The organism is Phytohabitans sp. LZ39 (assembly GCF_059359075.1).
Genome location: NZ_JCADBM010000019.1, coordinates 45,348 through 62,987 on the forward strand (window position 1 = coordinate 45,348; position 17,640 = coordinate 62,987).

Consider the following 17,640-nt stretch of genomic DNA (forward strand, 5'->3'; position numbering starts at 1 on the left):
GTGACCGCACCGCGGCGGAACGGGCTGACGTCCGTGCCCGCGCTCCCGCTGGCCGGTGACTCCGTCGACGTCACGCTGCCCGTCCCGGCCGGACCGGTGCGGCCGTTCGCGTTGCTGCTCGACGGACGCGGCCGGGTGATGTCGGAGTTCGACCTGGTATTCCCCGGCATGCCGGCGCACCCGTCCGGCGCGGTGCGATGCGGCGAGGCCTCGATGCGGGTGGTGCCGGCGGCCGGCGGCGATGGCGTCCGCCGCATCGCGATCGGCCTGCTGCGCGGGCTCGACGCACCGGCCGAGGCCCGGCTCGACATCGCCGGCACCTCCTTCACCGTCCACACCGATCCGGGTGACCCGGTGGTGGTGGTCGCGGAGCTCGTCCGGGATACGGCGGGCGAGTGGCGCTGCCGGCGGGCCGGCTACGGGCTCGCGTCCGCCGCACACCTGGCCACCCGGTTCCGGGCCGAGCCGGGCGGGCCGTTGCAGCGGCGCCTCACCACCTACCTGGCCGCGCTCGCCCCGCCACCGGCGACCGCCGGAGCAGTGCCGGCGCAGCGGACGGCGACAGCGGGGCTGATCGTCGGCAGCGTGTCGCTCGACCGCGGCGAGCACGCCGCGGTGGCCCGCGCCGGCGACACCTTCCGGGCGTCGCTCAACTGGAGCAGGCGCAGCAAGGATCTCGACCTCTACGCGCTCTATGTGGACGGTGCCGGGCGCGGCGGAGCCTGCTACTACCGGCAGCAGGGATCGCTGCACGCGGCGCCGTACATCTGCCTCACCTCCGGCGACCAGCGCGGGCGGGAGACGGTCGAGATAAGCCGCACCGCACACTTCCGCTACGTGCTGATCTGCGCGTACTCCGCCGTGGAGAACGGGTTCGGCTCGTTCGCCAGCTTCCACGCCTTCGTCGAGGTCGACAACGGTGACGGGTCACAGGTCCAGGTACCGCTGCACAGCCGCAACCGCTACGCGTACTGGGTGGTGATCGCGCTCGTCGACCTCCGCACCGCCGACCGGATATCGGTGCGGCACGTGGAGCGGTACTCGGCGCCGGGCAGCGAGGCACGGCCGGTGCTCTACCCGGACGGCTCGTTCCAGATGGACGCGGGTCCGGTCGAGTTCAAGACAAGGCCGGTCTGGTGACCCGCGCGACGGACGAGCGCGACGACCTCCTGCGCCGGTACGCGGACATCGCGCTGGCCGCGTCCGGAGACGGCGACCTCGACGCGGCGGCCTCGGGGCTGCACCGGCTGCCGGCCGCCCTGCCCGGCCGTGGCCGGCTGGCGGCCGCGCTTCTCGGCGCCATGGTCCGCGAGCCCAAGCTGGACATGGCGCGGCTGCGCCGCTTGGAAAGCGTCCTCGCGGTGGCCGAGAGCGACCCGCCCGCCAGTCCGAAGTGGACCAGCACGCGCGCCGCCGCGCGGGCGGTGGCGTTGCTTGTCGCGGCGGCCGAGGACCGGGTCGCCGACCCCCGCGAGGCGATGGCCGAGCTGGAGAAGCTCGCCGCCGAAGCGGGTGCGGACGCACCGGCCGCGCCGCTTCTCGAGGCGGCGCGGCAAGGTCTCGCGTTCATGGCCGCCATGCACGAGGGCGACGAGTCGGCGCTCCGCCGGCTGCCGGAGCAGTTCGAACGCCTGCGGTCCATGGGTGGCATGGCGACGCACCCCCTCGCCCAGCGGCTGACCGACCTGGTGGCGGCGACCACCGAGTTGATGGCGGCCAACCAGCGCGGCGACGACCTGACCGAGCCGATGGGCCGCGTCCGGGAGGCGGCCGAGCACCTACCGCCCGACGATCCGGTGCGGGTGGCGGCGCTGGAGGCGCTTTCCATGGCCGCCGATCTGCGCGGCGTGCCATCGGGCGGACAGTCGACGGGACCGGGCGAGGCGGATCCGGTGCTGCGCCACACGCACGCCGCCGCGATGCTGCTCCGCGACGGCGAGGAGACCGACGTCGGCAAGATCGAGGCAGCCATCGTCTCGCTTCGCGAGGCGCTCCGCCTCAGCGGCCCGGACGACACACGCCGGCCGTTCCACCTGGCCGGCCTGGCGCTGGCGATCTTCCGGCGGACCGAGGTGACCAACTCGATCGCCGGGCTCGACGAGGCCGTCACGTTGCTGACGGAGGCACGCGAGCTGGCCGGTGGCCCGCACCATCCACAGTGGTCCTGGATAGGCGACATGCTCTCCGGCGTCCAGCAGCGGCTCGGCACCTCGGCACCGCCGCACCGCACCGGCCTCGACGCGATGCGCGGCCACGCGTTCCGGGTGATGTTGCAGTCGGACCTGGCGGCCGCGACGGTCGCGGCCGCCGACGCCGCCCGCTCGGCCGTCGACACCGCGCGCTGGTGCCTACAGGCCGGTGAGCCGGCCGACGCGATCACGGCCCTGGACGCCGGGCGCGGCCTCGCCCTCTTCGCCGCGACCGAGGTGGGCACGGTCGGCACACGGCTGCGGATGGCCGGACGGGCGGCACTGGCCGACCGCTGGGACGCCGCGGTGGCCTCCGGCGACCCCGACCAACTGCCCACAGTCCTTCGCCGCGACGCGCTCGCGGTCCTCACCGAGCAGGGCTCGCCGGCCGTGCTCGACCCGCCGGGCCTGGACGAGATCCGCGAAGCGCTGCACACCCTCGACGCCGACGCGCTCGTCTACCTGGTGCCGGGTCTGCCCGGCTGGGCGGTGATCGCGCCGGCCGATGGCCGGCCCGGCTACATCCCGCTGCCCAACCTCCAGCCCGACGGAGACCTGGACGTCGAGCGGTACCTGAACGCCGCCGCCCGCCGGGCCTCGCGCGGCGACCCCGACCGCGACATGGAAGCGGACGACGACGCCGACGACGCGTTCACCGACAGCCTCGACGCCTTGTGCCGCTGGGCCTGGCGCGCGGCGATGGGTCCGCTGGTCGAGCAGTACCTTCCCCGGCTCCCTCGGCGAGCTGACGGTCGCCCGCCGCGCGTGGTGCTGGTGCCCATGGGCAATCTCGCGCTCATCCCGTGGCAGGCGGCCCGCCACCCGGACGGCCGGTATGCCGTCGAGCTTGTCGCGATCTCGCAGGCGGTCTCGGCGCGGATGCTGTGCCACGCCGCCACGCTGGCGCCGGTGCCGCTCGCACCGACCGGCCTCATCGTCGGCGACCCGGACACCGGCGACCCGTCGCGCGACCTGCTCGCCGCGCGAGCCGAGGCACACGCGATCCGGCGTGCGTTCTACCCGGGAGCCCGCTACATCGGGCGCCGGCCCGACGGCAGCAAGAGCCCTTCGGGCTCGGGCGGGGCCGACGAGGTGCGAGCCTGGCTCACCGCGACCGGTCCGGCGGCCGGGGCGATGCTGCACCTGGCCTGCCACGGGTTCACGTCCGCCAGGGCCGGCACCGGATACCTGCTGCTGGCCGGCGGTGACCGCCTGGCCGCGGAGACGCTGGGCGCGGTGATGGCCCGAAACCCCGAGCGGGCCATCGGGCTCGTCGTGCTCGCGGCCTGCCGCACCGGGCGCACCATCAGCGGCTACGACGAGGCGTACAGCCTGGGCACCGCCTTCCTCGCCGCGGGCGTGCGTTCGGTGCTGTCCACCCAGTGGAGCGTGCCGGACCGGGCCACGTCCGTCCTGATGTTCATGTTCCACCACTACCTGATGGCCGGCCGGCGGCCGGTGTGGGCGGCGCTGCGGGAGGCCCAGCTGTGGATGCTCGACCCGCGCCGCCAGGTGCCCAGCGGCATGCCGGACGAGCTGCGCGCCGAGTTGACCGGCGCGGACCTGACCGCGGTGGCGGCCTGGGCCGGGTTTGTCCACTGGGGACGATGATGCGGACGGAGGATCTGTGGCCGAGGACATCGACGGTTTGCGTGCCAGGCTCGCGGGCATGCGCGGGCCGGCCCGCACGCACACCCTGCACGACCTGGCGCGGCTGCTGGCCGACCGGTACTGGCGCACCGGGCCGGGCAAGTCCGAGGCCCTGCCGGACCTCCAGGAGGCGACCGAGGCGCTCACCGAGGCGTACGGCTACTTCGAGCCCGGCGACGAGCTGAGGGGGATGGTCGCGGCGCAGCTTGGCTGGCTGCTCGCGGCGCGGCACACGGCGCACGGCGGCCTGGAGAGCGACCGGGAGACGGGGATCGAGCGACTCCTCGAAGGCCTCGCCTACCCGCGGCTGCCGCCCGCCATGGTGCCCATCGCCCGGCTCATGCTCGGCCAGCTGTACATGAGCCGGGTCACGGGCGGCTTCATCCAGGGGGCGATGACCCTGGCGGTGCGGCCGGGCAAGGGCAGCCGCAAGCAGGCCGACGACGCCCGCCGCGCGGCCGAGTGCTTCCGGCAGGTGCTGGCCGAGTCGAGCCTCGGGCCGCAGATCACCGCCGCCGCCGAGGCGATGCTCACGCTGGCCGAGGCGCTCGCGAGCATGTTCGGCGGCGTCCCCGGCTTCGACCCCGGAACGGTGACCCGAGCGGCCCAGGCCCTTCAGCGGCTGCGCAAACAGAGCGGCGGGCCGCTGCTCTCCATGGGCAGCCGGATGGCCGGCATGGACCCACTGGACCGCCCGGTCGTCGTGATGGACGGCCCGGCCACGACACCGGCCGCGCCACGCCCCCGTCCCGCCGCTCCGGTCACCGACACCGAGGCGCTCCGGCAGGCACTGCGGGAGCGGCTGGGCGCGGACGCCGAACCCTGCGCGGCGGCGGGTGCCCTGCTGGCCGACGGCGCGCCACCGACCGATGTGGACACTGCCGACGAGCTTGTCGCGTTGGCCACCACCGTCGTGCACGCCGGCCCGGCCGTGGCCACCGACCACCTCCTGCTCGCGGTAGCGCTGATGCTGCGCGGCCGCGCCGACGACGGCCCTGGCGCGGCCGCCGATGCCGACGCCGCCCTCGACAGCGTCCGCGCCGCCACCGCGGATGTCCGGTCGCTGCCGGCGCCGGCCTTCACCCTGCTGCTGCGGCTGAGCATCTACCTCGCCCACCGGGACACCGCCGGCATTTTCCGACGTACCCTCGCCGAGATCGCCTCCGCGCTGCGGAGGGTTGGCGCCGACGCGCTCGCCTGCCCCCAGCCGTCCGGGATGGTACTGCTGCACGCCGCGAGCGGTCGGGTGTCGCTCGGTACCGAGCGCAGCCTGCCGCGCCGCACACTCGTCGTCGGTGACCGGCCACCGGCCGCCGGGATCGCGATCGTCTCCACCATCGCCAGCCACGCCCAACTGCTCGACCTGGCAACGCGCCAGCGGCGGCCGGTCACCGAGGAGCCGGTGTTCGTGGTCGACCCGCGCGCTGACCGCGAGCGGGCCACCGCGGAGGTGGAGCCGCTGAAGCGTTGCTATCCCCGCGCCGAGGTCCTCACCGGAGGCACCGCGTCCGCCGTGCTCGCCCGCCGCGGCGCGGCACTGCTGCACCTGGCCTGCGCGGAAGGTCCGGACGGGGCGCTGCGGCTCGCGGGCGGCACCGAGCTGCGCGCCGAGGCGATCGCCGCCGCTGGCCGCTGCCGTCCCGGTGGCGGGCTTGTCGTGCTGCCGGCGACCGGCGCCGCGTTTCCGGCATTGGCCGACGCCTTCCTGGCCACCGGCTGCGCCGGCGTGATCGGCTGGCTGCGCCCGGTGTCGCCGCGAGTGGCGTCCACTGTGTACCTCGCCCTGCACACCCGGCTCGCCCGGCAGCCACAGGAGCCCGCCGCCGTCGTGCACGCGGTGCGCCGCTGGCTGCGCGACCCGGATCGCAAACCGCTGCCGGGCTTCACCGCGCATCTCACCGGGATCGACACCCGCGACGTCGCCAGCGCCCTGGCGCACCGCGGCATCTGAACCCCGTTTCCCACCCCTCGCGGCAGGCCCGCGGACCACCAGATCCTTGGCATCCAACGGTCCTCGACTTTGGCGGTTTGGCTGGCTTGAGGCCCGGCCAAGCAAGGCTCCGCAAACCCCGATGCCCACCGCGCGCGGTGATCGTTAGCCCGCAAACCGCATTCTCGCCCGCGTGTCACACAGGTTTCGGGCTAACGATCACCACGCCTTCCACATGCTGACCCGATGGTCCCGTCCCGTGGGAGCTCCGGGAATGCGACGGCTGGCCGGCATGATCGTTAGCCCGATTAGGGCGTTGTCTTCGGTGTGTCACGCCCATTTTAGGCGAACGATCATGGCGCCGCCCACATGCTGAGCCACCGCCGCAACCAGTGGGAAGGGTGGGCCGGCACGGCGAACACCGCAACCACCCACCAAGAAACCAAACAAGCCGGGGACGGCCCGGCCGGAGCCCGAGGCCCCGCCGGAGGCGCCGAAGTAACCGCGACCAACAGCGGACGGGTAAGGCCGCGGGAGCAACGGAGGGTGACCACCGCGGACGTCGCGGTAGCTCAAATCTCCATTAGTCCAATCCACTATGGACGAACTGCCCGCGGTTCGGGGCCGTGCCTGACGAAGCGACCTCGACCCGAAAGCTCCATGGGTCAGCGCCGGGCCGGCACCTCGGTGACGACCGGGAGGGTGAGCGTGGACCAGTCGTACCCGCCGGCGCCGTCCACCTCGTCGTCGCGGTCGACGATGATCCGGCCGAGCCGGTCGAGTAGGCCGTGCAGCGCCATCGGTCCCCGGCGCGCCGGCCGGGCCTCGCCCAGCGGCGGCAGGTCGAACGGCGCCGAGCCGAACTGCTCTTCGGCGACCAGCAGCTTGAGCACGTCGCGGACGCTGCGGCCGGGCTCCGGCGGCTGGCTCTTGGGCAGCTCGACGCGCACCGTGCGCCCGCCGCGGGCCCATGCGGTGGCCCCGGGGTCGACGAAATCGCCGGAGTACAGCGCCGCGTGTACCCGGTAGCCGCTCGTCAGGTCGAGCAGCACGCAGAACAGGCGGCGCGTGTGCCTGTTGTGCAGGCGGATGAAGATCCTCGGCGGCACCCACGTGGTGCCCTCCCGCGTGTACCGCAGCCGGATCTCGCCGTTTTCGGCGACGAGCGACTCGGCGGTGTCGCTGGGTAGGCGACCCGGGACCGCCGGGACGATCTCCAGCGTGACAAGGCCGGCCAGCCTCGACGTCGGGTTGTCCAGGGCGTGGATCTGCCGCCATCGGGCGATGTGCTCCAGCTGCCGCACCACAGCCGAGGCCGCGCCGGTGAGCTGCCCGCCGATCACCGCGCCGTCCGGTCCTTCGACCCAGGCGGCGTGGCGGCGGGTGGCTACCCGTAACTCGGGTGTCGCACCCCCGTCGACCACGTGTACGTGCGGGGACGGGCAGCCGCCAGGGCCGGCGGTGCGCAGCGCCGCGAGGACCCGCTCGGCCGCGGCCGGGTCGTCGCCGGGCCGCCCGCCGACCGCGACCGCCGTGGGCGGCAGCGGCACCCGGGAGAGCACGACCTGGTATTGCCTTTCCTGGTCGGGCGACCAGCCGATCGGCTCCACCAGGCTGCGCTCGGTCAGGACGCTGACTACCCGGGCCTCGCGCGGCGGCCGCACGCCCGACTCGGCCACCCGCAGCACGTCGGCGCCCGTGGGCACCGCCGGCAGGCCGTGGCAGGAGCCGGCATCCAGCTCCCAGCCGGACCGGGTGTACCGGATCAGCATCCCGGTGCCGGGCGGCGCGATCACGCCGCCGAGGAACGGCTGGTCGGCCGGCCCCGGGGCCTCCGGGTGGAGCTGTGGCACCTGGCAGGTGGCCCGCAGCTCGACGTCGGTCCGTGCGGCGATCAACAGCTGGCGGTAGGTCGCCGCGCCGCCGAGGCGGCCGAGCGCCCGCAGCAACGACCAGCTGAACAGCCCGCGCCGGGCGCCCTCCAGCCGCCGCTCCTGCGCCACCTCGAACCGCCGCGCGGCCGCGAGCGCCACATGCTCCACTTCGGACCGGCCGACCGCGGACGCCGGGCGCCCACCCAGCTCGGGCAGCAGGACCTCCGGCAGCTCGGCGGCAGGCACGCCGGGCACCCAGCGCACGCCCACGTCCGGCGCCCGGCTTTCCAGGTCGAGGCGGGTGGCGCCGGCGCTGTGGCAGCTGTCCAGCACGACCGCGACGTGCGCGCGGCGCTCCGCCACCTCGTCGAGCAGCACCGACAGCTCCTTGTCGAGCAGGTCGGGTACACCTGGCGTGCGGCTGTCGGCGCACACGAGGGTCTGCATGAGCGGGCCGCTCTCGATGTGCCGAAACCGTCGTGGCACCGGCATCTCCGAGCCGTGGCCACAGAACCAGAACAGGGCGGTGTCACCCTGGCGGGCCTGGCCGAGGTGCCGCCGGATCCCGTCGATCACCGCGGCCCGGGTCGCCGCCTCGTCGTGCAGCTCCCGCAAACGCAACGTTGTGCCCGGGACCATCCGGCTGCGGAGGAACGCGGCGGCGGCCACGACGTCGTTGCGGCAGCCTCGGAGCGCCGGCACACCCGCCGCCTGGTATGTGTCCACACCCACCAGCAAGGCGTACACCGCGGTCAACGCGCACCATCCTTCTGAAAGCGATGGCTGAAGACTGCCGTGGGACCGCGGCGCGAACGAGTCGGCGAAGCGCCCGTCTTTCCGGACCGAAGAGGCCTGGCATACCGGCGACCGGATCAGCTGAGGCCGCGGCGGATGCGCCAGAAGGCGAACCCGGCCAGGAGACCACCCAGCAGCAGGTAGGTGCCGAACTCCAGCCACTGGAACGTCCAGTACCGGCTGGCTGGCTGGTACTTGACGGTGAAGTGCAGGTTCTTCTGGGCTACACAGGCCATGTCACGGCGGATGTCGCCCTTGAAGCAATCGTTGATCTGGCCGCGGGCGACCTGCTTGCCGTCAGCGTCGAGAAGGGGCACGCGGCCGGAGAGCATCCAGGAGCCGGGGACCGCGTTTCCGTACCCGCTGATGCTGATGCCGTCGGTGCCGGCGCTGAACTCGGAGACCTTCGTGTCGGCCGTGAAGGCGACGGTCTCGGTCACCGGCGGCCGCAGGTGCGGGCGGATGGTGGTAGGCACCAGGATCTGTAGCGCGGCGAACACAGCGAGCGTGATGGCCATCGCCGGGATCGTGCGGCGGGTCAGCAACCCGATGACGATGCCGGCGGTGACGGCGAACGCGGCGTAGGCCAGCGGCACGATGTTGCGCGTCGGGAAGAGCAGCGGGTCGAAGCGGCCGCCGATCAGCTTGTCGTACGGGCTGGCCGCCCAGGTGAGCAGCAGGCTGAGCGCGCCGGCCAGCGCGATGCCGGCGAGCGCGACGAACCCGAGCTTGACCGCCAGCCACCGGGTGCGGGTGACGCTCTGGTTCCACACCAGACGGTGGGTGCCGGTCTCGACCTCGCGGGCGACCAGCGGTGCGCCCCAGAACGCGCCGATGATCGCTGGCACCAGCACGACGAGGAAGCCGGACAGCAGCAGCGTCTCGAAATAGGCGTCTTCCATCACCTCGCGGGCACTGCTGAGGGAGCAGGACGCGACGCAGTCGGTGACGTTGGCGTCGTAGGTACTCCGGATCCGCAAGCCGAGAGCCACCAGGAAGATCGTGAGCGCGGCGAGGGCGGCGAGCGCGATCAGCGCCTGGCCGCGAAACTGGCGCCAGGTGAGCCAGATCATCGTTGTGCCTCCAAAGGCTGTGCGGCGTAGCCGCGGACGGGGGCGCCGGCCGCGACGGTCGCGGCCCGGGTCAGGTAGGCGAGGACCATGTCCTCGAGGTCGATGCGCTCGAAGCTCGCCTCGGGAACGAGCTGGGCGAGCATGCCCGTCGTGTCCTTGACGACCAGCGTGCTCTGGCGGGCGGTGTGCTCGGCGTGGACGATCTCGATGCCCGGCGGCAGGGCGTCGAGCTCGCCACGGGCCGCGATCACCCGCTTGTGCATTTCCAGCAGGTCTTCGACGTCGCCGGCGAGCTGGACCCGCGAGCCGGCCAGCACGACGAGGTGGTCGCACACCCGCTCGACGTCACCGAGCAGGTGTGAGGAGAGGATGACGCTGACCTCGAGCTCGGCCACGAACTCCATCAGGCTCTGTAGGAACGCCCGGCGGGCCAGCGGGTCGAGCGCGGAGACCGGCTCGTCGAAGATCAGCAGCTGCGGCCGCTTGGCCGCGGCGAGCGTCAGGGCCAGCTGGGCGCGCTGGCCGCCGGAGAGGCGGCCGGCCTTCTGCGTCGGGTCGAGGCCGACCTGCTCGATGCGCTGGCGGGCGAGCGTGGCGTCCCACTTCGGGTTGAGCCGGGCCCCGAGCCGCAGGTGGTCGGCCACCGACAGGCCCGCGTAGACCGGTGTGTCCTGCGCGACGAAGCCGACCCTCGCCAGCTGCGCCGCGCTCGCCGCGGGCTGCGCGCCGAGCACCTCGATCGTGCCCGCGGTCGGCCTGATGGTGCCGGCGGTCAGGTTGAGCAGGGTGGACTTGCCCGCCCCGTTAGGCCCGACGAGGCCGACGATCCGCCCGGCGGGAATGGTGATCGTCGCCTCCGTCAGCGCGGCGCGCCGGCCGTATCGCTTGGTCAGGCCGTCGGAACGCAGGACCGGTGTCATCGGGTCACCTCTGTGGCCTCTCGAAAGGTCGTCATGAACAGGGCCTCGATGCTGTCCGCGTCGAGGCCCGCGGCACGTGCCTTGGCCAGCCAGGCACGCAGCTCCACGCGGAGCGGCTCGTGCGCGGCCAGCGACTCGCCGGCGAGCGACTGGGTCACGAACGTCCCCACCCCGGGGCGGGGCGTGACAAGGCCGAGGTGCTCCAGCTCGCGGTAGGCCTTGAGGACGGTGTTGGGGTTGATCGCGAGCTTTGACACGACCTCCTTGACCGTCGGCAGCTGGTCGCCCACCGACAGCAGGCCGAGCCGCAGCGCCCGCTGGACCTGCTGGACCAGCTGCTGGTACGGCGAGACCCCGGAACGGAGGTCCAGATGGAAGTCGATCACGGCTACTCACTTTAACTAGGGTACTAGCACTATAGAACTATGGACCGCTCACCCGTCAAGGACGGGGTCGGCCGAAGTGCCCGTCCCGCGTACCCGTGCGGGTCTAGGTTGGTGAAATGCCTTCGCATCAGGCCTTTTCGCGGGGCTTCTTCCGTGACCGGGACCTGGACTACATGACCCGGGTGCTCCTTGGCCGAGCGGCGTACGGCGGCAGTGAAGTCGGCGATGTGCTCGCCACGATCGACCGGATCGAGGGGCGGGTCGACTGGCGGCGCGAGTGGACGCGGACCGCCCGCCGCGCCCGCGTGTCGGCCGAAAGCCAGCGGTCGCGCGGCGACGTCGTCGGCGCCGGACGGGCCTACCTGCGCGCCGCCACCTACTGGGCTTGCGTCGCCGAGGCGTACACGGAGGGAGACGACCACGAGGGGCTGCTCGGCGCGTTCCACGCGCACCGGGCCTGCTGGGACGCGTTCGTCGACTCCTTCGGTGGCGCCCACGTGCGCGTCGACGTGCCGTACGAGGACACGACCCTGCCCGGCTACCTGCTGCGTCCCGACGCCACCGGCATCCCGCGGCCGACGCTCGTACTCACCAACGGCAGTGACGGCGCGCTGAGCGGGCTGTGGAGCGGCGGCGCCGCCGGTGCGCTCGCCCGCGGGTGGAACGCGTTCGTGTACGACGGGCCGGGGCAGCAGTCGATGCTGTTGGACCGCGGCGTGCCCTTCCGGCCGGACTGGGAGGCCGTGCTCACGCCGGTCGTCGACGCGCTCGTGGCGCGGCCGGACGTCGACGGCGAACGCCTCGTCGCGTCCGGCATCAGCCAGGGTGGCTACTGGGTGCCGCGGGCGCTGGCGTACGAGCACCGGTTCGTCGCGGCGGTCGCCGACCCGGGCGTCGTGGACGTGTCGACGCGGTGGATGCACGCGGTCGGCGTGAGCATGCGCGGCATGCTCGACCGGGGCGAGCGGGAGGCGTTCAACCGGGACATGCGCATCGCCACGCTGCTGCCGGGGCTACGCCGCGCGCTGGCGTACCGCAGCCGCGCGTACCGCTCGCGGGACGACTGGTTCGACCTCTTCCGCGAGGTGCGCACGTACGCGCTGGACGACGAGACGGTCAGCCGGATCGCGACGCCGCTGCTGGTGACCAACCCCGAGGGCGAGCAGTTCTGGCCCGGGCAGCCGGAGCGGTTGGCCGCGCTGCTCGGTGACCGGGCCCAGCTCGTCGACTTCACGGCGGCGGAGGGGGCCAGCCTCCACTGCCAGCCGCTCGCCCGCCAGCTCACCGACGAGCGCGTCTTCGGCTGGCTGAGCGCTCAGTTACCGGGCGCGGCCCCGGGATCCGAAGCTCCCCAGGGCCGCGCGTCCGGTGTTTCAGGTCAGGCCTCGCAGGGCTGACCCTCCACATTGGCCTTCGACTCGGCGATTACCACGTCGGTCAGCAGGGTGTCCAGGAAGACGGCTCGCCGCACGACCGTGCCCCCGCTCGTCTGGGTGCTGTTGAGCTGGAGCGAACCCACCACCAGCGGGATCGTCAGCGGTGCGGTGCCCACGGCTACCGGTAGGCCGTTGATCTTCAGGCTGGCGATGGACGAGGCACCGGCCAGCGCCGGCTTCAGGCCACCCGGCCCGTCCACGCAGGTCGCCGACGCCGACGACCGGACCACACCGAGCTCGATGACCACCAGGCCGGCGATGATTTTCGTGGAGTCGACCTGGGCCGTCGCGGCGCCACTGTCGCCCACCGCGGGCGGCGCGCTGTTCAGGATGTCCGGGGTCTGGTCGGTGCGGGCGTCCAGCCGGCTGGTCTGGACGCTGACGATGCCCGCGCCGAGGCTCGACTGGGCGACCGTCGCGACGTCGTCGGCGCAGGGCACGTCGGCCGGGTTGGCCTGGGCCGCCTTCAGACCCGCGATCTTCACCGCGGTCGCCTGGCAGGAGAACGAGCCATCCCGCTCGTCGTCCAGGATCCGGCCCTGGCCGACACCGTCGACGATGGCGGCGCCGGTAGGTGCCGAGAGGTGCACCGCGAACGTCTCGTCCGGCTCGTTCACCGCGTCGTCGTTGATCGGCACGGAGACCTGTTTGGTCGTCTCGCCCAGGGCGAAGCCGAGCGTGCCGTTTACCGCCGTGTAGTCGCCGGGCGCCGTCGCGGTGCCGTTGGCGGTGGCAAACTTGACGGTCACCGGGTTGTCGGTCGGCCCTGTGCGGGCGACGGTGAAGACCGCCTGGCCGCCCGTCTCGGAAACCTCGACATCGTCGATCCTCAGACCGGGTACCCCGACGGTGAGCTTCTGGACGAACCCGCGGCTCTTACCGTCGACCAGAAAGTCCACAGTGCACTCGTGCGTACCGGCCGGGACGGTGCCGGCGAGCGCGACGTGCTCGGCGAACGTCGCGTCGCCGCCACTCGTGACGGTGCGGTTGGCGGGGGAGAAGGTCACGGAGACGCCGGCGGGGCAGGAGACCACCTTCGGCGTGACGGTGACCTTGATTGCCCTGATACCGGCGAGGACGGCGTCGGCGACCTTGTCACGGGCGACATCGGCGAGCAGCACCCCGCCGGTCGCGGCGGTGAGGTTGCTGAACTGGCCGGCGCCGTCCAGCGCGCCCAGGTCCACCGCGACGAGCCGGATGCCGGCCGCCTGGAGGGCTGCCGAGGTGTCGGCGAGGGAGTGGCCCCCGCTGGGGTCGTGTGACGGGGCGTCCCCGATGAGGACCACGACGCGGGTGCTGTCCGGCCGGAACGTGACGGCGCCGGTGGCCAGCTTGTAGAGCGCGTTGAAGTTGGCCTCGGGCAGGTCGCCTCCACCGACGGCCACCCACTGGTTGATGCCCGCGCGCACCGCCGCGTGGTCGTCGGTCAGTGCCTGGTTGACCCGGAACGGAACGGCGTCTGTGACGTCCTTGTACTCGGCGACCGCGAACTGGGCGGTCGGCTGGGCGGCACTCAGCTGGGCGAGGATGTCGGCGGCGTTGGTGCGGACGTTCGTGATAGCGGGCGGGAACCTGGAAGGCGTCGGATCACTATGGAGAGTGAAGCAGGCGCTACTTTGTGCCAGCAGTCTTGACTAGCGATCAATGGTCTTGTACGCAGCGCCTCGCCGTGTCGGATTGCCGACGGCTGCGAGCGTGCGCCCGGCCATTCGGGCGACCCAAAGGGGGTGGACGTTTCCGCGCGCCGGCTGGCCGTCCGGCGAGTGGACTTACTGGTATGGATCGGTGATCTCGCGCAGCTGGGTCAGGATGCCGCGCAGCTGGCTCATCCGCCGCGCGCCAAGATGCGCGACCCACTCCGCCTCGACCTCGGCGACGGCGGCCGCCGCCAGCGGGATGGCCTTGGCGCCGCGCGGGGCCACCCGGACCAGGCGCGCGCGGGCGTCGGTGGGATCCGGGACGCGCTCGACGTAGCCCGCGCGCTCGAGCTGGTCGACGAGAAAGCCGGCCGACTGCTTGGTGATCTGCGCCTGCTCGGCCAGCTCGGTCAGCCGGCTGCCCTCGGGCGCGATGCGCTGGAAGACGCGCGCCTGCGCCGGCGTGAAGTCGTCGAACCCGGCCGCGGCCAGGGCCTCGAAGACGCGCGCCTCCATGGCTCGATAGGGGATGTAGAGCAGCAGGCCGACGTTGAGGGACAGGTCAGGCACGGGTCGGCCTCCCTTGACAGCTCGCCGTGTGCTTGACACATGGTCAGAGTATCTGATTAAAGTAGTCAGAGATTCTTACTAAATCTCTGCGCTGGAGGGTCGCCATGGACAGCGAGGAGAGCTGGCGGGTGATCGCCGGGCAGCGGCGGGCGCTCGCCGACCTGCTGGAGGGCCTGTCGCCGGACGAGTGGGAGCGGCCGTCGCTCTGCGCCGGCTGGCGGGTCCGCGACGTCGCCGCACACATCGCGATGGCGCCTCAGGTGCTGAGCGTCCGCACGATGGCGGTGGAGGCGCTGCGGGCGGGCGGCCGCTTCCACCGGCTCAACCACGATGTCGCCGTGCGGCACGCCGAGAGCCGGCCGACCGGACGCCTGGTCGCCGAGCTGCGCGAGCACGCCGACTCCCGCCGGCTGCCGGTCGTCACCAGCTACCGCAACATCCTGTTCGACATCCTCGTCCACGGTCAGGACATCGCGGTGCCGCTCGGTCGCGCCCACCCGATGCCGCTGGCCGCCGCGAGCGCCGGCGCATCCCGCGTGTGGTCGATGGGCTGGCCGTTCTGGGCTCGCCGGCGGCTGCGTGGCGTGCGGCTGGTCGCCACCGACGTCGAGTGGTCCGCCGGGGCGGGGGCCGAGGTGGACGGTCCGATCGGCGCACTGCTCCTGCTGCTCACCGGCCGCGTCAGCACCGCCCTGCCACACCTGACCGGCCCCGGCGTGCCCACTCTCGCGCGTGCCGCCGCCTAGCGATGGTCACCTCGACATCGTCAACTTAGGGTTGACGATGTGCTCGCGTCAACTTAGGGTTGACGGCATGACGACGCCAACCATCAAGCTCGACGAGCTCATCGCCGCGATCAAAAACGTGCACAGCGAGCCTCTGGAGCAGCTCACCGACGCGGTCCTCGCCGCCGAGCACCTCGGCGAGGTCGCCGACCACCTGATCGGTCACTTCGTCGACCAGGCCCGCCGCTCGGGCGCCTCGTGGACCGACATCGGCAAGAGCATGGGGGTCACCAAGCAGGCGGCACAGAAGCGGTTCGTGGCAAAGGGCGAGCCGTTCACCATCGACCCGGACGAGAGCTTCCGCCGGTTCACGCCCCGCGGCCGCGTTGTCGTCCTCGAGTCGCAGGAGGCGGCCCGGTCCGCGGCCAACCCCACCATCGGACCGGCACACATCGTGCTCGGCCTGCTGACCGAGCCGGAGGCGTTGGCGGCCAAGGCGATCGTTGCCCAAGGTGTACCCCTGGATCGGGTCCGGGAGGCGGCGACCGCGGCCCTGCCGGCGGGCGGCGACCCGGTCGAAGGCCCGATCCCCTACGACAGCGAGGGCAAGAAGGTCATGGAGCTGACCTTCCGGGAGGCGCTGCGGCTGGGGCACAACTACATCGGCACCGAGCACCTGCTGCTGGCACTGCTGGAGCACGAAAACGGCAGCGGTGTGCTTTCCGACCTCGGCGTCGGCAAGGACGCGGCGGAGCAGGAGATCGCCACGCTGCTGGACGCGTCCCGGCGTGGGCAGGGATAGACGCAGCTACGCCCCCGTCCGAGGGCGGCGTCGTCCGGGCCGTGCAGCGGCACGCGTTCTGCGAGGATGCCGGGATGGCCTACGACGAAGATCTTGCCAATCGGGTCCGCGAGCTTGTCGGGCGGGAGCCGGTGGTGGAGAAGCGCATGTTCGGCGGGCTTGCCTTTCTCGCGCGCGGCAACATGGCGGTCGTCGTGCGGGGCAAGGGCGGGCTGATGGTGCGCGTCGACCCGGCTGAGTCCGGCGACCTCCAGGCCCGGCCGGGTGTCGACGCGATGGTGATGCGTGATCGCGAGCTGGCCGGCTGGCTCGTGGTGGAGCCGGCGCGGCTGGCGCTGGACGCCGACCTCAAGGAGTGGGTGGACCGGGGCTTCGCCTACGCGAAGACCCTCCCCGCGAAATGACCCCCGAAGCCCACGCGACGAGCCGCGAAGCCCACGTAACGAGCCCTGGAGCCCGCGAAACCAGCCGCGGCGTCCACGGCAACACGCCGACCGCCAGCAGCAGCGACAGCATGGGGAGCGCCCACCACCAGGGGATGCCGGCGGGAGGCGGGTCTCGCGGGGCGGCGACCCACGGCCGGGCTGTCTTCGACCAGGCCAGAAACGCGTCGCCGATGGGGAGCAGGCCGAGCGCGTACCGTTTGGTGCGCGGCGTGTCGATCGGCGCGCCGGCCACCTCGCCGTAGTTGGCCAGCGCGCCGGCGAGCCGGGCGTCGCCGTGCACCTGGGCGGCGCCGATCGTGACGACGGTCGCGGAGAGGCTGACGCCGAGCGGCAGCGGTCCCGAGTCGACGTCGCCGGGGCCGTCCATGCCCTTCGGGTACTCCCGCACGGCCGGCCCGAGGCCGAGCGGCCGCACCACGTACCGGTCGCGGAAGCGCAGGTACTGCTCGGCCGCGAAGGCCGGGTCGATCTCCACCAGAAAGCGGTGGATCACGCTCTGCGAGGTCCCTCGGGCCACCTCCTGAGGCTCGCCGGTCGCCGGGTCGACGCGGTGCGGCATCAGGCCGGTACGCGGATCGAGGCGCTCGCGCACGCCGGCGAGCCAGCGCGACACCGTGCCGGCGAAGCGGGGTGGCAGCAGCGTGTCGTGCAGCCGCAGTGACGCGACCGCCACGGTGGAGTCGACCGGCCAGGCCTGTGCCGGGTAGGCGGTCAGGTACGGCGAAGCCGCACCGTCGAACGCGGCACCCAGCGCGGCCGAGTCGTCGGCGAAGCGGCGCAGCTCAGCGGGATCGCGGTCCAGCGTGATCAGTCCGCCGCGCAGCCAGTTGGTCCAGCCGCGGTAGAAGACGCCGTACTCCGGCGTGAGGCCAGGGCTGAACGGCTCGCGGCCGGCCGGCGACTCCAGCCGGGCCAGCGCCCAGCGCGCCTCCCGTGCCGCCTCCGCCCGCCCGCCGGCCGGGCCGCGGTGGCCGAGTTCGACCCAGCTCAGCCCGTACAGCACGTGCGCGAAGTAGTACCCCTCGGGAAACAGCTCCTGCGCCCGCTCGCCCGCGCCACCAGCCAGCTCCGCGCGGAGGAACGCCAGCTGGCGGCGTACCCCGAATGGCTCGTCGGACGTGCCGGCCGTGACCGGCACGACGAGCCGGGCCACGCCGACCAGCGCGGCCAGGCTGACCACGACGGCGGCCAGCCGGCGCGACAACCG

General features: G+C 73.0%; 14 protein-coding genes. 7 read left to right on the forward strand and 7 right to left on the reverse strand.

What is annotated here, in order from left to right:
* The 3 genes from AC5L36_RS31115 to AC5L36_RS31125 are packed head-to-tail and all read left to right on the forward strand — an operon-like array spanning position 1 to position 5,790.
* Complete coding sequence (locus AC5L36_RS31115) at positions 1-1,140, forward strand: TerD family protein (RefSeq protein WP_441222331.1); 1,140 nt, start codon at positions 1-3, stop codon at positions 1,138-1,140.
* Positions 1,137-3,800 (forward strand): CHAT domain-containing protein, encoded by a 2,664-nt coding sequence (locus AC5L36_RS31120; protein ID WP_441222332.1) that lies wholly within the window; start codon positions 1,137-1,139, stop codon positions 3,798-3,800. Before AC5L36_RS31115 ends, AC5L36_RS31120 begins: the two co-directional genes overlap by 4 nt.
* Before the next feature lie 16 nt (positions 3,801-3,816).
* Positions 3,817-5,790, forward strand: a complete 1,974-nt coding sequence (locus AC5L36_RS31125; protein WP_441222333.1) for a hypothetical protein — start codon at positions 3,817-3,819, stop codon at positions 5,788-5,790.
* Between the two features lie 644 nt (positions 5,791-6,434).
* Here AC5L36_RS31125 and AC5L36_RS31130 read toward each other — a convergent pair.
* The 4 genes from AC5L36_RS31130 to AC5L36_RS31145 form a co-directional block, all read right to left on the reverse strand.
* On the reverse strand, positions 6,435-8,390 hold the full coding sequence (locus AC5L36_RS31130; RefSeq protein WP_441222466.1) for a caspase family protein: 1,956 nt from the start codon (positions 8,388-8,390) through the stop codon (positions 6,435-6,437).
* A gap of 125 nt (positions 8,391-8,515) precedes the next feature.
* Entirely contained in the window at positions 8,516-9,511 is a 996-nt protein-coding gene (locus tag AC5L36_RS31135) for an ABC-2 membrane transporter-related protein (RefSeq protein WP_441222334.1), read from the reverse strand.
* Complete coding sequence (locus AC5L36_RS31140; protein ID WP_441222335.1) at positions 9,508-10,431, reverse strand: ABC transporter ATP-binding protein; 924 nt, start codon at positions 10,429-10,431, stop codon at positions 9,508-9,510. Before AC5L36_RS31140 ends, AC5L36_RS31135 begins: the two co-directional genes overlap by 4 nt.
* Positions 10,428-10,817 carry a GntR family transcriptional regulator gene (locus AC5L36_RS31145; protein WP_441222336.1) on the reverse strand — a complete coding sequence of 130 codons (390 nt, stop codon included), beginning with the start codon at positions 10,815-10,817 and terminating at the stop codon, positions 10,428-10,430. Before AC5L36_RS31145 ends, AC5L36_RS31140 begins: the two co-directional genes overlap by 4 nt.
* 116 nt (positions 10,818-10,933) lie before the next feature.
* Between AC5L36_RS31145 and AC5L36_RS31150 the strand changes: the two genes are divergently transcribed.
* Positions 10,934-12,214, forward strand: coding sequence for an alpha/beta hydrolase family protein (locus AC5L36_RS31150; RefSeq protein WP_441222337.1), 1,281 nt, complete (start codon positions 10,934-10,936; stop codon positions 12,212-12,214).
* On the opposite strand, the gene AC5L36_RS31155 is transcribed toward AC5L36_RS31150, so the two are convergent.
* Both AC5L36_RS31155 and AC5L36_RS31160 read right to left on the reverse strand, forming a co-directional pair.
* Positions 12,196-13,881 (reverse strand): Calx-beta domain-containing protein, encoded by a 1,686-nt coding sequence (locus AC5L36_RS31155; RefSeq protein WP_441222467.1) that lies wholly within the window; start codon positions 13,879-13,881, stop codon positions 12,196-12,198. The two genes, AC5L36_RS31150 and AC5L36_RS31155, sit on opposite strands and share 19 nt — an antisense overlap.
* Positions 13,882-14,022: 141 nt before the next feature.
* Complete coding sequence (locus AC5L36_RS31160) at positions 14,023-14,460, reverse strand: MarR family winged helix-turn-helix transcriptional regulator (RefSeq protein ID WP_441222338.1); 438 nt, start codon at positions 14,458-14,460, stop codon at positions 14,023-14,025.
* A gap of 104 nt (positions 14,461-14,564) precedes the next feature.
* Between AC5L36_RS31160 and AC5L36_RS31165 the strand changes: the two genes are divergently transcribed.
* The 3 genes from AC5L36_RS31165 (at position 14,565) to AC5L36_RS31175 (ending at position 16,391) form a co-directional block, all read left to right on the forward strand.
* Complete coding sequence (locus AC5L36_RS31165; RefSeq protein WP_441222339.1) at positions 14,565-15,206, forward strand: maleylpyruvate isomerase family mycothiol-dependent enzyme; 642 nt, start codon at positions 14,565-14,567, stop codon at positions 15,204-15,206.
* A 67-nt stretch (positions 15,207-15,273) separates the two neighbouring features.
* Positions 15,274-15,987, forward strand: a complete 714-nt coding sequence (locus tag AC5L36_RS31170; protein WP_441222340.1) for a Clp protease N-terminal domain-containing protein — start codon at positions 15,274-15,276, stop codon at positions 15,985-15,987.
* A 74-nt stretch (positions 15,988-16,061) separates the two neighbouring features.
* Positions 16,062-16,391 (forward strand): TfoX/Sxy family protein, encoded by a 330-nt coding sequence (locus AC5L36_RS31175; RefSeq protein WP_441222341.1) that lies wholly within the window; start codon positions 16,062-16,064, stop codon positions 16,389-16,391.
* On the opposite strand, the gene AC5L36_RS31180 is transcribed toward AC5L36_RS31175, so the two are convergent.
* Positions 16,336-17,637, reverse strand: coding sequence for a hypothetical protein (locus AC5L36_RS31180; RefSeq protein ID WP_494909407.1), 1,302 nt, complete (start codon positions 17,635-17,637; stop codon positions 16,336-16,338). The two genes, AC5L36_RS31175 and AC5L36_RS31180, sit on opposite strands and share 56 nt — an antisense overlap.
* Positions 17,638-17,640 lie beyond the last annotated feature (3 nt).

What these genes read in the sequence shown, in the direction of transcription:
- AC5L36_RS31170 (WP_441222340.1), top strand. Translation starts at nt 15,274, where the DNA reads ATGACGACGCCAACCATCAAGCTCGACGAGCTCATCGCCGCGATCAAA.
- AC5L36_RS31140 (WP_441222335.1), bottom strand. Translation starts at nt 10,431, where the DNA reads ATGACACCGGTCCTGCGTTCCGACGGCCTGACCAAGCGATACGGCCGG.
- AC5L36_RS31150 (WP_441222337.1), top strand. Translation starts at nt 10,934, where the DNA reads ATGCCTTCGCATCAGGCCTTTTCGCGGGGCTTCTTCCGTGACCGGGAC.
- AC5L36_RS31135 (WP_441222334.1), bottom strand. Translation starts at nt 9,511, where the DNA reads ATGATCTGGCTCACCTGGCGCCAGTTTCGCGGCCAGGCGCTGATCGCG.
- AC5L36_RS31165 (WP_441222339.1), top strand. Translation starts at nt 14,565, where the DNA reads ATGGACAGCGAGGAGAGCTGGCGGGTGATCGCCGGGCAGCGGCGGGCG.
- AC5L36_RS31175 (WP_441222341.1), top strand. Translation starts at nt 16,062, where the DNA reads ATGGCCTACGACGAAGATCTTGCCAATCGGGTCCGCGAGCTTGTCGGG.